At 68.2% G+C, this 14,266-nt stretch carries 18 protein-coding genes; 7 read left to right on the plus strand and 11 right to left on the minus strand.

What is annotated here, in order from left to right; genetic code table 11:
* The 5 genes from WU80_RS14750 to WU80_RS25470 form a co-directional block, all read left to right on the plus strand.
* Window positions 1–1,092 (plus strand): glutamine synthetase family protein (locus tag WU80_RS14750; RefSeq protein ID WP_055405779.1); only part of this gene is annotated, 1,092 nt, incomplete at its 5' end.
* 10 nt (window positions 1,093–1,102) lie between these two features.
* Window positions 1,103–2,212 (plus strand): amidohydrolase family protein, encoded by a 1,110-nt coding sequence (locus tag WU80_RS14755; protein WP_055403424.1) that lies wholly within the window; start codon window positions 1,103–1,105, stop codon window positions 2,210–2,212.
* A gap of 30 nt (window positions 2,213–2,242) precedes the next feature.
* A complete protein-coding gene (locus tag WU80_RS14760) occupies window positions 2,243–3,085 on the plus strand; it encodes a lysophospholipid acyltransferase family protein (protein WP_055403425.1) in 843 nt (280 codons plus the stop codon).
* Window positions 3,085–3,519 (plus strand): SRPBCC family protein, encoded by a 435-nt coding sequence (locus WU80_RS14765; protein WP_055403426.1) that lies wholly within the window; start codon window positions 3,085–3,087, stop codon window positions 3,517–3,519. Before WU80_RS14760 ends, WU80_RS14765 begins: the two co-directional genes overlap by 1 nt.
* Before the next feature lie 107 nt (window positions 3,520–3,626).
* Window positions 3,627–3,875 carry a DUF3761 domain-containing protein gene (locus tag WU80_RS25470; RefSeq protein WP_082459860.1) on the plus strand — a complete coding sequence of 83 codons (249 nt, stop codon included), beginning with the start codon at window positions 3,627–3,629 and terminating at the stop codon, window positions 3,873–3,875.
* Window positions 3,876–4,030: 155 nt separating this feature from the next.
* Here the strand turns inward: WU80_RS25470 and WU80_RS14770 are convergent, their stop codons facing one another.
* The 9 genes from WU80_RS14770 to WU80_RS14810 form a co-directional block, all read right to left on the minus strand.
* On the minus strand, window positions 4,031–4,963 hold the full coding sequence (locus tag WU80_RS14770) for a DMT family transporter (protein ID WP_055403427.1): 933 nt from the start codon (window positions 4,961–4,963) through the stop codon (window positions 4,031–4,033).
* A gap of 33 nt (window positions 4,964–4,996) precedes the next feature.
* Window positions 4,997–5,236 (minus strand): hypothetical protein, encoded by a 240-nt coding sequence (locus WU80_RS14775; RefSeq protein WP_055403428.1) that lies wholly within the window; start codon window positions 5,234–5,236, stop codon window positions 4,997–4,999.
* A gap of 278 nt (window positions 5,237–5,514) precedes the next feature.
* On the minus strand, window positions 5,515–5,958 hold the full coding sequence (locus tag WU80_RS14780) for a nuclear transport factor 2 family protein (RefSeq protein ID WP_055403429.1): 444 nt from the start codon (window positions 5,956–5,958) through the stop codon (window positions 5,515–5,517).
* Between the two features lie 61 nt (window positions 5,959–6,019).
* Window positions 6,020–7,345, minus strand: a complete 1,326-nt coding sequence (locus tag WU80_RS14785) for a cytochrome P450 (protein ID WP_055403458.1) — start codon at window positions 7,343–7,345, stop codon at window positions 6,020–6,022.
* Window positions 7,346–7,398: 53 nt separating this feature from the next.
* Window positions 7,399–7,821, minus strand: a complete 423-nt coding sequence (locus tag WU80_RS14790; protein ID WP_055403430.1) for a lipoprotein LpqH — start codon at window positions 7,819–7,821, stop codon at window positions 7,399–7,401.
* Window positions 7,822–7,834: 13 nt separating this feature from the next.
* On the minus strand, window positions 7,835–8,668 hold the full coding sequence (locus WU80_RS14795) for an SDR family oxidoreductase (protein WP_055403431.1): 834 nt from the start codon (window positions 8,666–8,668) through the stop codon (window positions 7,835–7,837).
* A gap of 6 nt (window positions 8,669–8,674) precedes the next feature.
* Window positions 8,675–9,148 (minus strand): SRPBCC family protein, encoded by a 474-nt coding sequence (locus WU80_RS14800; protein ID WP_369808537.1) that lies wholly within the window; start codon window positions 9,146–9,148, stop codon window positions 8,675–8,677.
* Window positions 9,149–9,175: 27 nt separating this feature from the next.
* Window positions 9,176–9,625 carry a resuscitation-promoting factor RpfC gene (rpfC, locus tag WU80_RS14805; RefSeq protein WP_231633829.1) on the minus strand — a complete coding sequence of 150 codons (450 nt, stop codon included), beginning with the start codon at window positions 9,623–9,625 and terminating at the stop codon, window positions 9,176–9,178.
* A 93-nt stretch (window positions 9,626–9,718) separates the two neighbouring features.
* Window positions 9,719–10,300: a chorismate mutase gene (locus WU80_RS14810; RefSeq protein WP_055403434.1), complete on the minus strand. Its 582-nt coding sequence runs from the start codon at window positions 10,298–10,300 to the stop codon at window positions 9,719–9,721.
* 44 nt (window positions 10,301–10,344) lie between these two features.
* Between WU80_RS14810 and WU80_RS14815 the strand changes: the two genes are divergently transcribed.
* The gene (locus WU80_RS14815; protein ID WP_197281253.1) at window positions 10,345–10,962 is read left to right on the plus strand and encodes a hypothetical protein; all 618 of its coding nucleotides are present in this window, start codon (window positions 10,345–10,347) and stop codon (window positions 10,960–10,962) included.
* A gap of 81 nt (window positions 10,963–11,043) precedes the next feature.
* On the opposite strand, the gene WU80_RS14820 is transcribed toward WU80_RS14815, so the two are convergent.
* On the minus strand, window positions 11,044–12,030 hold the full coding sequence (locus WU80_RS14820) for an esterase family protein (RefSeq protein ID WP_055403435.1): 987 nt from the start codon (window positions 12,028–12,030) through the stop codon (window positions 11,044–11,046).
* A 566-nt stretch (window positions 12,031–12,596) separates the two neighbouring features.
* Between WU80_RS14820 and WU80_RS14825 the strand changes: the two genes are divergently transcribed.
* A complete protein-coding gene (locus WU80_RS14825) occupies window positions 12,597–13,703 on the plus strand; it encodes a hypothetical protein (RefSeq protein ID WP_055403436.1) in 1,107 nt (368 codons plus the stop codon).
* Window positions 13,704–13,714: 11 nt separating this feature from the next.
* On the opposite strand, the gene WU80_RS14830 is transcribed toward WU80_RS14825, so the two are convergent.
* A complete protein-coding gene (locus tag WU80_RS14830) occupies window positions 13,715–14,263 on the minus strand; it encodes a YceI family protein (protein ID WP_055403437.1) in 549 nt (182 codons plus the stop codon).
* Window positions 14,264–14,266: the final 3 nt, after the last annotated feature.

Raw genomic sequence — 14,266 nt, forward strand, 5'->3', positions numbered from 1 at the left:
GATGTGTATAAGAGACAGGGGCTGGCGTGGGCGCCCGCCGGGTTCTTCGAGCAGGACGGCGCGCCCGTTCCGGCCTGCGCGCGCGGCACGCTGAGCCGCGTCGAGGCCGCGCTGGCCGAGGCCGGTGTCGAGGCGGTGATCGGGCACGAGGTCGAATTCCTGCTGGTCGCGCCCGACGGTGGCCGCCTCCCGTCGACGCTGTGGGCGCAGTACGGGCTGGCCGGCATCCTCGAGCACGAGGCGTTCGTCCGGGACGTGACCCGCTCGGCGGCGGTGGCCGGCATCGCGATCGACCAGTTTCATCCCGAGTACGGCGCCAACCAATTCGAACTGTCCATGGCGCCCCAAACGCCGGTGGCCGCCGCCGACCAGCTGGTGTTGTTGCGGCTCGTCATCGGCCGCGTGGCGCGCCGCCACGGGCTTCGCATCAGCTTCTCGCCCGCGCCGTTCGCCGACGGCGTCGGATCCGGTGCGCACCAACACTTTTCGCTCACCATGTCGGAGGAGCCGCTGTTCTCCGGTGGCGCGGGCGCGCGCGGCATGACGGTGCCGGGGGAGAGCGCCGTGGCGGGGGTGGTTCGTGGACTGCCGCAGGCGCAGGCCGTGCTTTGCGGGTCGATCGTGTCCGGCCTGCGGATGCACCCCGGCAACTGGGCCGGCGCCTACGCGTGTTGGGGCACCGAGAACCGCGAGGCGGCGGTGCGATTCATCGAGGGCGGGCCCGGCAACCCGCGTGGCGGGAACGTCGAAGTCAAGATCGTGGACCCCTCGGCGAACCCCTACCTGGCGTCGGCGGCGATTCTGGGGCTCGCGCTGGACGGCATCAACCGCCGAGCGCCGCTGCCACCGGAGATCACCGTCGACCCGGCCACCCTGTCCGATGCCGATCGCGAGCGCAACGGGATCGCCACCCTGCACCGGCAACAGGCGGAAGTCATTGCCGCACTGGACGGCTCGGAGCTGATGCGGGGCATATTGGGCGATCCGGCGGTCGACATGGTGGTCGCGGTCCGGCGCCTGGAGCACGAGCGGTACGGCGGCCTGGAGGCCGAGCAACTGGCGGACAAGTTCCGCATGGCCTGGAGCGTGTGACGGGCTCGTCATGGCGCCTGATTCCTCCGCGCTGGCCCGGCACGTCGGCGAAGTGGCCCTGATCGACCAGCACGCGCACGGATGCTGGTTGACGGCGGGGGACCGGCGGCGGTTCGAGAACGCGCTCAACGAGGCCAACACCGAGCCCATCGTGGGGTCGGGCTTCGACTCTCAGCTCGGCTTCGCCGTGCGCGCCCACTGCGCCCCGCTGCTGGGCCTGCCCAAACATGCTGAGCCCCAATCCTATTGGGATCGCCGAAGCCAACTGAGCGAGGCCGACCTGGCCCGGACGTTCCTGCCGGCCGCCGGAGTCAGCGACTGGCTGGTGGACACCGGGATCGGCGCCGACACCGCCGGGCCGGACGAGATGGCGAACCTCTCCGGCAACCGCGCCCACGAGGTGGTGCGCCTCGAGCAGGTCGCCGAGCAGGCCGCGCGGGCGCCGGGCGACTACGCGAGGGCCTTCGAGGACATCCTGCGCCGGCGCGCGGCGACGGCGGTGGGCACCAAGTCGATCCTGGCCTACCGGGGCGGCTTCGACGGCGACCTGAGCGAGCCGTCACCGGCGCAGGTGACCGAGGCGGCCGCCCGGTGGCGCGACGCCGGCGGCACCCGGCTGCAGGACCGGGTGCTGCTGCGCTTCGGTCTCCATCAGGCGCTCCGACTGGGCAAGCCCCTGCAATTCCACGTCGGCCTCGGCGACAGGGACTGCGACCTGCACAAGACCAACCCGTTGCTGCTGCTCGACTTCCTGCGGCGATCCGGGGCCACCCCGATCGTGCTCCTGCACTGCTACCCGTACGAGCGGGAGGCCGGCTACCTGGCGCAGGCCTTCAACAACGTCTATGTCGACGGCGGACTGACCGTAAACCAGCTTGGCGCGCGGTCACCGGCGTTCGCCGCCCGGCTGCTCGAGCTGGCCCCCTTCGGCAAAATCCTGTACTCGTCGGACGGGTTCGGCCCCGCCGAACTGCATTTCCTCGGCGCGGCCCTGTGGCGCAGGGCAATTCATCGCGTGCTGCGGGACTTCGTGGCCGACGGCGATTGGAGCGCGAGCGACGCCATCCGGGTGGTCGACCTGATCGCCCACGGCAACGCCGCCCGCCTCTATGGCGTTTGACGTGCGGTAGCACCGGGGTACCCCGCCCCAATGGCGACCATGGGCGACGTCTTGAACTGGGCCCGCGATCAGGTCGTGTCGCGGGTGCCCAAAGCCGACCTCGATCAGCGCGATCCGGACTACATCCGCGACCAACTTCCGGGGACCTGGCTGCTGGCGTCGCTGTACTTCCGCGCGGACGTGCGGGGCATGGACCGCATCCCGGCCGAGGGGCCGGTGCTGCTGGTCGGCAACCACAGCGGCGGCAACGTGCCCCCGGACACGTTCGTTTTCACCCTCGCGTTCTGCTCCTACTTCGGCGTCGAGCGGCCCTTCTATCAGTTGGCCCACAACCTCGTCGTCTCCGCACCGCCGCTGGGCTGGCTGCGCAAGTTCGGCACGGTCGCCGCCAACCCCGAAAACGCCCGCCTCGCACTGGAATCCGGGGCGGCGCTGCTGGTCTACCCCGGCGGCGACTACGAGGTCTTCCGCCCGTCGTGGGAACGCCACACCGTCGACTTCGGCGGCCGCATGGGCTACGTGCGGCTGGCCCGCGAAACCGGCGTGCCGATCGTTCCCGTCGCCAGCGTCGGCGGCCAGGAGAGCGCGCTGTTCCTCAACCGCGGGCAGTGGCTGGCCAAGCTGCTGATGGCCGACAAGCTGCTCCGGCTCAAGAGCATCCCGATCTCGCTGGCGCTGCCGTGGGGCCTCAACATCAGCGACCTGGCGGGCCACATTCCGTTGCCGACCAAGATCGTGATCGAGGTGCAGGACCCGATCGAGGTCGACGGCTCGGAATTCGAAGACCAAGCGGTGCACGACAAGGTCATGGCCAGCCTGCAGGGCGGTGTCGACCGGCTGGCCGCCGAGCGACGATTCCCGGTGATCGGCTGATGCGCGTCGAACGCCGCTGCGTCATCAACGCCGACCGCGACGCGGTCTGGAAGATCGTCAGCGACCCGGACTGCTACCCGTCGTTCATGACGAACTTGGAGCGCTGGGAGTCGTCGAACGACAAGCCGGCCGGCGTCGGTGCGCGCTACACCGTTCACTGGAAGATCGGCTCGGTGCCCGTGGGTGGGCTGATCGAGGTGGTCGAGTTCGACGAGGGCCGGGACCTGGCCTGGGTGGGCATCACCGGGGTCACGCTGCGCGGACGGATCCGGTTGCGCGACCGCGGCGACGGCTGCACGAAGGTGACGTTCCGGCTGTCGTATCAGGCGCCCGGGGGACTGCTCGGGTACATCGCTGACCGGATCGCCGTGCGCCAGGTGGGACGCACCGTCGCCGACACACTCAAACGCCTGCGGAAGCTCGCCGAGTCGTAGGCGAATTTTTCCAATTCACCCCCCGAGAAATCCCCGCGCGGCATAGGCTCCGATCGACGAATCGGGCAACGTCACCATCCATCGCAGGACCAGAAGGATTTGGGAGCATGTTGCTTCGAGCGACTCTCGTCGCCGCCGTCGTCGCCGCCGCCGCAAGCGGTCTGGCAGCACCGGCCCACTCATCGCCCGGCTGTTACATCGCCAGTTCCGGCGATTGCGTGCCCTATCCGCAACAAGGCCCGTCACAGCCACCCGGTGCCACCGCGAAATGCGCGGACGGCAGCTGGTCGTTCAGCGAACACCCGCATGCGGGCGGCACCTGCCACGGACACGGGGGAGTCCAGCAGTACTTGTAGCGGTCGGCGATGACCGGCGCTGCTCCCAAGCGATCGGATGGTCGGAGGACGAGGGGTGACCATCCGAACGCCCAGGCGCCGGCATCGCCGAACATCCTGTGGCGCAACAGGATTAGCGTCGGCGGAGGGCCGAATGCAGGCCGCCGACCGGTCGGTCAGACCAAGGCCGGCGCGCCGAACACCCAGCCGGTGTCGGCATTGGCCGGGGTCTGCGCGTTTTGCTCAGTACTGAGCGCCCCCGTATGGGCCTCGCCGCGGGCCAGCGCCACTATCGCGACAATCACCACTATCGCCGCCGACGCCAGGACCATCACGCCCACGCCGTCGGCGTTCAGGGTCTCGCCGAGCACCACGATGCCCAGGACCGATGCCACCGCCGGTTTGGCCACGGTCACCGACGGCAGTGAGGCGGTCAGCGCACCGGCGCGAAACGAAGACTGCTGAAAGACCATCCCCGCCAACGCCGCCAGTATCCAGACATAGAATTCCGGCGCGCACAGCAGCGCCCCGAAACCGTGTCCGGCCGCCGCGACGACGGCTTTGGTCAGCACCGCGAACAGGGCCAGCGACGAACCGGCCACCACCGCCAGCAGTACCGCCGCACGCGGACCGGGCCACTTGCGCGCACCCAGGACACAGAACACCAGTAGCGGACCCAACACCAGGGCCACCAGAGTCCAGGTTGCCGGCGACCCCTGCGACTGCCCGGCCGTCGGGTCGCCAACCGTGACCACCACCGCCAGAGCGACGGCGAGCACCGTCGCCCACATCCACTGCCCGCGGGTCACCCGCTGACGGGTCAGCCGCGCGTTGACCGGCAGGGCAAATAGCAGCGCCGTCACCTGCAGCGCCGTCACCAACATCACCGACCCGACCTCCAGCGCGGCGGCTTGCAGGCTGTAGTTGGCAACGGCACCGCCGCCGCCAAGCCACCACCGGGTGTCGCGCAACGACATGCGGAACAACTCCCAGTGGCCGACTGGCTCGTCGGTGACCTCGTGCGCGGACTGTTGACGGCTCACCGCGCCGATCGCGGATGCCAGCGCGGCGCACAGGGCGAGCACAACCGCGATCTCCGACTTCACCATGGGACCTCCTCAAGATTCCGAGACCACTTCGGGCTAGACCCCGAAGTAGACGCCGTACCTGCTCGTCGCCAGCGCTTTCAACAGCCACAGGACCAGCCCGGTGCCGGCCAAGGTGCCACCAGTCACAGCCACGATGAAGGCGGCCCGGAACGCCGACCGGAGAGGGTTCTGCTGGTCGGCGGCGGTCGGCGGGTGGATGTTGCTGGCGGTCATGGCATCGTCGACGTCCTTTCGGTCATGTGCATCGTCGTTGCGCGGTTCATGCCGAATCATGAAGAAAATGGTGATGGACGAAGCACTGCTCCCGGAATGGCCGGGAAGCCAGATTGGGTTGCCTCTAGGGATAGAGTTTCCTATCCATTTGGTAAGCATCGCGCGTGCCCGCCCCGCGTAAGAGGGCTCGCCGTTGACCAACCCGCCACGGCGACAACGTGGTGGCGCGCGCCGACGCGTCTCTCAGTCTGGCCACCCAGCCCTGAACCTTCCGCTTGGTCAGTTCTGGGGGAGTGCTCGTGCGCTCACACCGGGAGAGAAACGAGTGGACGGTTCCGCTAGACCAAGCTCGTCGCGTCGAAGACCCAGCTGGTGTCGGCCGTCGCGAGGTTCTCGAAGTGGTTCGGGGGAGCGAAGCTGACGAGACTGTTCATGTCCCAATAGTCTTTCCAGACGGTGATTTTCCCGTCCGCGACCTTATGGACGGTGACGAACCTCAGCACGCCCTGCTCGCCCGTCTCGAACGTCCACGTCTCGGAGTGCTCGTACAGCACGTCGGAACCGTTGGAAACCAGCACGCCGTCGTGGTTCTCGTAACCGGCCAGCGGCTCGAGGCCCATCTTCAGCCGCTTGACGATGTCTTCGGGTCCGCGCGCCGACAACGCGGGCACCGGCATGTCGACGTAGAGGCAGTCATCGGACAGGAACGTCTTGACCGCCTCCCAGTCCCGCCGCGAGAGCGCCTGCCATAGCCCGAGTACGACATCCTCGACCGAGATCATAGACACGTCTGTCATAGCGCAAATAAACTCGGTAACTCCCCGGGTGTCAACGGGGGATGCCCTAGCCGTCGACGCGGGCCATCGACCGGGCCGGCCCCAGCGCCACCGGCAGCGACGACCAGCCGCGCAGCACGCGGGTATCGCGCCGGCTGCCCGCGCCCGCCGCGCGGACCTCGGGGAACCGGTCGAAGAACGTGCGCAGCCCCACCTCGCCCTCGGCGCGCGCAAGCGCCGCACCCAAACAGAAGTGCCGGCCGCCCGAGAACGCAAGATGCCTTCCCGCGTTGGGCCGTTCGATGTCGAAGCGGTGCGGCTCGGCGAACACCGCCGGATCGCGGTTGGCGGCGGCCAGATAGACCAGCACCAGGTCGCCCCGGCGAAGCTGCTGACCGGCCAGCTCGACGTCGCCCAGCGCCACCCGGGCGGTCAGCTGCACCGGCGACTCCAGCCGCAGGATCTCCTCGACGGCGTTGGGCCATAGCTCGGGCCGGTGGCGCAAGGTGTCCAGGCGGTCGGGAGCGTCCAACAGCATGCGAATCCCATTGCCCAGCAAGTTGACCGTCGTCTCGAACCCGGCGGCCAACACCAGCCCGGCGATCGCTTGCAGCTCGTCGGGGTCCAAATACGTTTCGGCGGAGCCGCTTTCGGCGATCTGGATCAGTTGACTCATCAGGTTGTCGCTCGGGTTGCGGCGCAACTCGCTCAGGTGCCCGGCGAGCCACGAGCTGAACCCTTCGAGCCCTCGCTGCACGCTGCGGTACTGCCGCCAGGTCAGCCCGATGTCCAGGCTGGGAGCGGCGAGTTCGCCGAACTCCAGCACGCGCCGCCGGTCTTCGGCGGGGACGCCGAGAATATCGCTGATGATCGCCACCGGCAGCTGCGAGCAATACCGGCCCACAACGTCGACGACCTGTCCGGATTCGGCGGCCAGCCGATCCAACAGGTCGGCGGCGGTCTGCTGCACGCGATCGCGCAACGCCGCTACCGCCCTGGGGGTGAACACCGCCGACACCGTCTTGCGGTAGCGGGTGTGGTCCGGCGGCTCGACGGCGAGCAACGACGGCGCGCGAAGCGGATGCAGCAGGTCGTCGCGGGTGCGTTCCTCCAACCGGCGCAACGGCCCCGGCAGGTTCGACCCGAACACCAGCACGCGGAAGTCGTCGGAGCGCAGCAACTCATGCGCGAGCGCGTGGTCGGCCGTCAGATAACTGACGCGGCCCTTGACCAGCGGGCCGGCGGCCCGCAGTTCGTCGTAGTAGGGCACCGGGTCGGCGGCCACCCTTGGATCGGCGATCAACCTGGCGTGCAGGTCGCCCCGCCGCACCCCCAGCGTCGCGACGCCCCGGATGAAGCCGTGCATCGCCAACCAGTGCAAACGTTCCTTCACCGGCCCCTCCATCGCTCGATGTCACCGAGCCTAGGCCCGCACCCCGGACGGCGTCAGCACTCGGCGATGATCTTGAACTCGGTCGTGATCACCTTGTTGGGGTTGTTGCTGCTGTTGATGCCGTACGCGCTGCCGCTGATCGTGTACGCGTCGTTGGTGACGTCGGCGTGCGCGTCGCCCACCCCGCCCGCCCAGAAGCTGCCGGTGAACCCGTCGACGTTGCGGATCTTCACCCACTGGGGCATCACCCGATAACCGCTGGTGAGCACCACGGCCTCCACCGAGCCGTCGCGGTCCTTGATGTCGATGGTGCGGTACTGCTGGGTCTGGCTGCACGACGGCGGGCGTGTCGTATGACTGGCACCGTCGATGGTCAGGCGCGCGGCCTTGCGGGGCGTGGTTTGGGCCTGCCCGCATCCGGCCACGCCGACGCACGCGAGCACCACGAAAACGACCGCGAGTAACCGGTTTCGCACCGGTTCACCTCCTTCACTGCCGCGCCGGCATCACTCCGGGCAGGGATTTGACGATGCTGCGTCGCACGAACTCCGGGCTCAAACCCTTGAACAGATCGATCATGCGAATGCCCTTGGGCACGTACCAATGCAGCCGCTTCGGGTTCTGATAAGCCTGCCAGGCGACCTCGGCGACGCTGCTCGCGGGCATTAGCCGAAACAACCCCTTCTTGGGGGCGCTGGCCCGAACGTCGTCGGCGGTCCTCGGCGCAAGCCCATCGTCGGAGTGGTTGGTCGTCGTGGTGAGGATGCCGGTGTCGATCAAACCGGGAAGCACGTCGGCGACGCGGACCCCATGCCGGTGCCACTCCACGCTGAGCGCCTCGGTCAGGCCTTTGACGGCATGCTTGGTCGACGAGTAGACGGCCAGGCGCGGCATGCCGTAGGTCCCCGCCGACGAGGACGTCGAAAACATCAGGCTGCCGGGGGCCCTCTTCAGATACGGCAGCGAGGCGTAGGCGCCGGTCAGCACCGCCTTGTAGTTGATGTCGACGACGCGCATCGCGGCCTCATAGGGCACGTCCTCGAACCATCCGGTTTCCCCGATGCCGGCGTTGTTCCACATCATGTCGAGCCCACCGCCGGGGTTCTCGGCGCAGAAGTCGGCCAGGGCGCCCTCCAGCGCGGCTTTGTCGGTCACGTCGACCCGGCGGGTCCACAGCCGCTCCGCGCCCAGTTCCGACTGCAGCGTCGTCAGGCCATCGGCGTTGCGGTCCACGGCACCGACCCGCCAGCCCTTGGCGTGGAAGAGCTTTGCCCCCTCCCGGCCCATGCCGCTGCCGGCGCCGGTGATGAAGATCGATCTCACGGCGCGTCAGCCGGCCTCGACCACATCTTTGATGCGGTTCAGGGTTTTGGTCATGTCGCGGACGTTGCGTCGCTTGCGCAGAAATCCACCGAACAGCCAGTAGACGCCGAGCCACGGCGCCGGGCTGAGCCGGAAGGACTCGGTCACGTCCGTGCCGCCGTCGCTGGGCGCCAGGCGGTAGTGCCAGTTGTTGGCCGCCCGGTCGCCGAGCATCACCGCGAATCCGAACTCGCGACCCGGCTCGCACGCGGTGACCTCACACGTCGTCCAATACACCGGCCCGATCTCGTTGCGCCGCACATGGCCGCGGAATTTCGCGCCGAGGGCCGGGCCACTCGCGTCGCCCAGCCACTCGGCCTCAAACACTTCGGGGGAAAACCGTCCGATGTTGCCGACGTTTGCGATCAGGTCCCAGACCTTGTCCGCGGACGCCGCCATGTGAACAGTCGCCGAACCTTCCATGGCCTGATCCAAACACAGCTTTCGGCTCGGTCATAGCCTTGATCGTCAGTGCGGCGCCGCCGCCTGAATCAACCCGTTGATGATCTCCTTGATGCCCTGGGCGGGGTGCGAGTACCACCCGATCGGCAGGCCCGATTGGGCGCCGCACTTCGGCCACGCCTCCACGCCCTGGTCGGCGAAAACCCGGTTGGCTACGGCGATTTGCTGCTCGCGGGACGCGGCGGCGGGGTTGCCGACGCCGCCGTATTGGGCCCAGGTGGCCGGTTTGAATTGGAGTCCACCGTATTCGCCGTTCCCGGTGTTGGCGTGCCAGTTGCCACCGGACTCGCACTGGGCGACCGCGTCCCAGTTGGGGGTGGGGGCGGCGCTCACCTCGCCGGCGGAGAAGGCTATCGACGCTGCAACGAACCCGCCGACCGCCAGGGACTTGACGAGAGGCTTGCAGAGATTTTTCATGCCCTGGATTTCGGCCGCTGTGGCCAAAGCGTTACCCATTCGAAAATGACGCGAGATATGCCTTTGATCTGCGCAAACGGCGTTTTCTGGCGGCGAGAATAAAGTGTTAGAAATTGTTGAGGAAAAAATAAATTATTGCTGGCAATATGACCGCGTTGCTAACGCCAGCGCCCGTTGATAGAGACCGTCGAGCCCCCGCGCGCCGACGACGCCGCGCGTGGCCAGGTCGAGCTGCGCGGGGCAGGCCGGTGAATGCAGCAGGTCCCAGTGGGCGACGAGCTGGCTCAGCATCGTCTGGTTGAGGCCGTCGATCGCCGACCGCGACACCGACAGGTCGGGCGACGCGCTCGGGGCGGCCGCGGGATCCAGCTTCCAGTCCGCGAACCGGCTGTATTCGATGCCCTCGGTGGCGCGGATCTGGTCGCCGAAAACCGAAGTGACGTAATCGGGGTCGACGCGTCGATCGGAGGCCTGGCCGGCCAATTTCGCGAGTTCCTGCTGGACCCGCTCCCGGTCTTCGATGGCCCCGTGGGTGTTCCACTTGAACGCGGCCACCGGTTCGGCGATCTGCAACCGCTGCGCGGCGGCGTCGACCAGCTCGGCCAGTGCGCTCGTGTCGTCGGCCGGCGCCGGCGGCGCGAACAGGATCGCCAGCCCGCCGAGCAGTCCGCCGCAGCGGGCCATCAGCGTGACGCGGCCGCCGGTCATGACCATGATTGTGCGGCAGCCGGGCCCTTCGGAGTTAGCCTGAAGTGCTGATGTCGCCGACCATGAACAGTCGCGGTGCGCGCCGCGGTGGCGAAACGCCGCAGAAGTCGTTGCGCTCGAAGAAGATTCGTGCGCTGATCGTCGTTGCGCTGGCCATTCCCTTGCTGCTGGGGGCGGGGTTCATTCTGCTGGAGCGCCTGCACTCGACGGCCGCCGACGCCCTGGACCATCCCGCCAATCCGGTCGGTGACGACCAGTCGAGGGCTCAAGTCGTCCAGTCGACCCAGAGCATCGTCGCCACGGCGGGCCTGCGGGCGTCGTCGGCCGGCTACTCGCTGATGTCCTGCAAAAACCGTGACGACCCGCCGTATCAGGGCGCGATCTACCTGACGTTCTGGCTGCCCGACGCCGCATCGACCGACAACTACTTCGCCGCAATCGCCGCGTCGCTGACCGGGCACGGCTGGGCCGAGGGTTTACCGCCCAACAATCATCCGCTCGCCAAGACGTTCACCAAGGACGCCGTCACCGCGATCGTCTACCGGCACGACGACGACTTGCACCTGGGCGTCGTACGCGTCTACGGCGAGTGCCGGAACATGAATGACCACCGCAGGGACGCGACGGCCTGGACCGACATCACCGAGCAGTTCGCCAAAACGGGTTGATCGCCACCCGGCCGATAACGCACTACTGCGCCCGACGGCGTCGTCGTCGGGCGCAGTAGCGACCTCGGGGCAGGTGAGGGTCTAGCCGCCGCCGGGGGTCGCGCCCAGGCTGCTCTGCAGGTCGCCCTTCATGGCGTTGAGCTGCGCTCCCCAGTACTCCCAGCTGTGGGTTCCATACGGCGGGAAGTTGAATACGGCGTTGTGGCCGCCGGCCGCGTTGTAGGCGTCTTGGAACTTCTTGTTGACGCCGATCATGAAGTTGCTCTCCAGGAACGTGGCCGGCAGGTTGGCGCCGCCCAGTTCGTTCGGAGTCCCGTTGCCGCAGTACACCCAGAGCCGGGTGTTGTGTTCGACGAGCAGGTTGACGTTGACCAAGGGGTCGTTGCGCTGCCACGCGGGGTCGTTGTCAGGCCCCCACATGTCTTCCTTCTTATAGCCACCGGCGTCACCCATCGCCAGACCTATCCAGCCCTGCCCGGTGGACGGGCTGAGGTAGCCGGACAGCGAGCCGGCGTAGATGAACTGACCGGGGTGGTAGTTCGCCAGGTTCATCGCGGAAGCGCCCGCCATCGAGATGCCGACCGCGGCGCTGCCGTTCGGCTTGACGCTCCGCTCGGACGACAGGTACCCGGGCAGTTCGCTGGTCAGGAACGTTTCCCACTTGTAGGTCGAGCAGCCGGCCTTCCCGCACGCGGGGCGGTACCAGTCGGTGTAGAAGCTGGACTGCCCGCCGACCGGCATGACGACCGAGAGACCCGACTTGTAGTACCACTCGAACGCGGGCGTGTTGATGTCCCAGCCGTTGTAGTCGTCCTGGGCGCGCAACCCGTCGAGGAGGTACACCGCCGGGGAGCCGCTTCCGCCGCTCTGGAACTGGACCTTGATGTTGCGGCCCATCGAGGCGGACGGGACCTGCAGGTATTCGACGGGCAGACCCGGCCGCGAAAACGCGCTCGCGGTCGGCGCACCGCCGGCAAGATTGATCAGGCCCGGCAGGGCCACTGCCGCTGCCGCACCGACTAATAGCCGGCGCCCCCAGGCCCGGACCTTCTCGCTCAGTTCTGTCATACCTGCCCCTTGTCGTGTGTGACCGTGGTCTCAGGCTGGAATTTACCGTGAAAAAGCCCCGAATGTCGATCGGGACGCGGGGACATCTCGATTTGGTATCGCTTTTTTCCACCAATTTCGGCGGGCCGGGATAACGGCGCACCGGTGCGCATCCGTCCCGCCGAGGGTCCTCGCGGCGCGGAAACGCCTGGCAGCGAGCGGTCACATCGGTGCGCGCCGGGCAGGACAAAGCCGTTTCTCGGCCCCCCAGGGACGACGGCCGGGACCGTGACGCACCAAACGCCGCCAAAAAGGCCGATTCGTCGGGCAAGGCATTTATCGCCGCGACAACACGGCGGCCGTTTCCCACCTGCGCGTCCGGTGGTTCCGGCCCGGGCGGCCGTCCGGCGATGTCGAACCGGCGCAGCCGGACTTGCGCCGACCGCGTAGGCTCTCTCGGAGCAAGCCGATGAAAGACCACGTTATCTCGGGTCCGTTCCGGCTCTCACCAACCGCCTCACCAGGGTTTTCCGGTGCGTCGTGCGGGTGAGGGCGCCGGAGCCCCGGGACCGATTGGGGCATAAGTTTTGGACACGGTACTTGGGCTATCAGTGACGCCGGCCGCCGTTGGGTGGGTTCTCGCTGAAGGACACGGCGCAGACGGCACCATCCTGGACCACCAGGAGCTGGAGCTGCCCGCCGGCCGCGGCCCGCACGCCGCCAGTACCGCGGAACAGGTGACGGACGAGATATTGCGGGTGGAGGCGCAGGCCGCCGCCAGCGACCACCGGTTGCGGGTCATCGGGGTGACCTGGACTGACGAGGCGTCCGCGCAGGCCGCGCTGCTACTGGAAGCGCTCACCGACGCCGGATTCGACAACGTCGTCCCCGTCCGGGCACTCGACGCCATCGAGACCCTGGCCCAGGCCATCGCACCGGTCATCGGCTACGAACAGACCGCCGTCTGCCTGCTCGAACGGGATTCGACGACCGTCGTCATGGTCGACACCCACCACGGGGAGACCCAGACGGCGACCAAGCAGGTGCGCGGCGGCTTCGACGGCCTGACCCGCTGGCTGACCGGCATGTTCGACCGCAACGGCTGGCAACCCGGCGGGGTTGTCGTCGTCGGCGCGCACAGCGACATCGACGGTTTCTCGTGGCAGCTGGAAAAGACGCTGCCCGTGCCGGTTTTCGTGCATACGATGGCGCAGGTGACCGTCGCGCGGGGTGCGGCGCTAACCGCCGCCCGAAGCACCGAGTTCACCGACGACCAACTGATCGTGCCCCCGAGCCAACCCGTCGCAACGCCGCAGGCGCAGCGCAAGCTGCCCTACGCCGGGGCGGTGACCACCCTGGCCGCCGGTGTGGTCACCTTCGTCTGCTCGATATCGCTCGCGGTTGGCATTCAGCTGGCGCCCGCGAGCCAACCGGCGCAACGGCACACGGAGCACGCGCCGGCCCCACAGACCGCGGAGGCGGTGGCCCCGCCCCCGGTCGTCGCGCCGCTGACCCCGCAGGCGAAGGTTCCCACCGCGGAACCGGTCATCGAGCCCCCCGCCCCGGAGGCGCCGCCGCCGGACCCCGGCAACCGGCAGCCCTACCTGACCAGAGTGCTCGAGCACATACCGGGCGACGCCGGTGACCCGACGGGCGACTCGGCGCCGCAGGCGCCCGCCCAGCCGCAGCCCTGACAGCCGGTCGGTCAACCGTCCTTCGCGTGAATTGCGGTGCAGGACACCGAAACCTCGTCGGCGACCTGGACCGACCCCATCAGCAGCGAGTACGGCTTGACGCCGTAATCGGTTTGCCGAACCGTGGATTCGACCGACATTCGCCACCGCGCACCGAGATCCTCGGTGCGCACATCGACGACTTGCTCGCGGGACTTGCCGCGAATGTGCAGCTTCCCGCTCAGGCGGTAGCCGTCGTCGGTCTTGCCGACGGTGTCGGCGGCGAACCGGATCTCGGGATAACGCTTGGCGTCCAACGACTTCAACGCGTTCGACTTCACCAGGACCTTCTCCGGCCCGGACAATCCCTTGACCCCGCCCTCGCCCTGCAACACCTCGAACGAATCGACGTCCACGGTCAGCTCCGCGGAGACCGGTTGGGCGCCGGCCCACACGACCGTGGCCTCCCAGCGCGTCATCGCGATGGTGAGCCGATGTCCCATTCGCGCCGCCCGGCCCGCGACGCCGGTGCGGATCAGCAGCTCACCGTCGGCTGCGGTCAGCGTCCACTGGTCGGTCACAGC

The sequence above is a fragment of the Mycobacterium sp. UM_11 genome (assembly GCF_001414075.1).
Lineage (GTDB): Bacteria > Actinomycetota > Actinomycetes > Mycobacteriales > Mycobacteriaceae > Mycobacterium.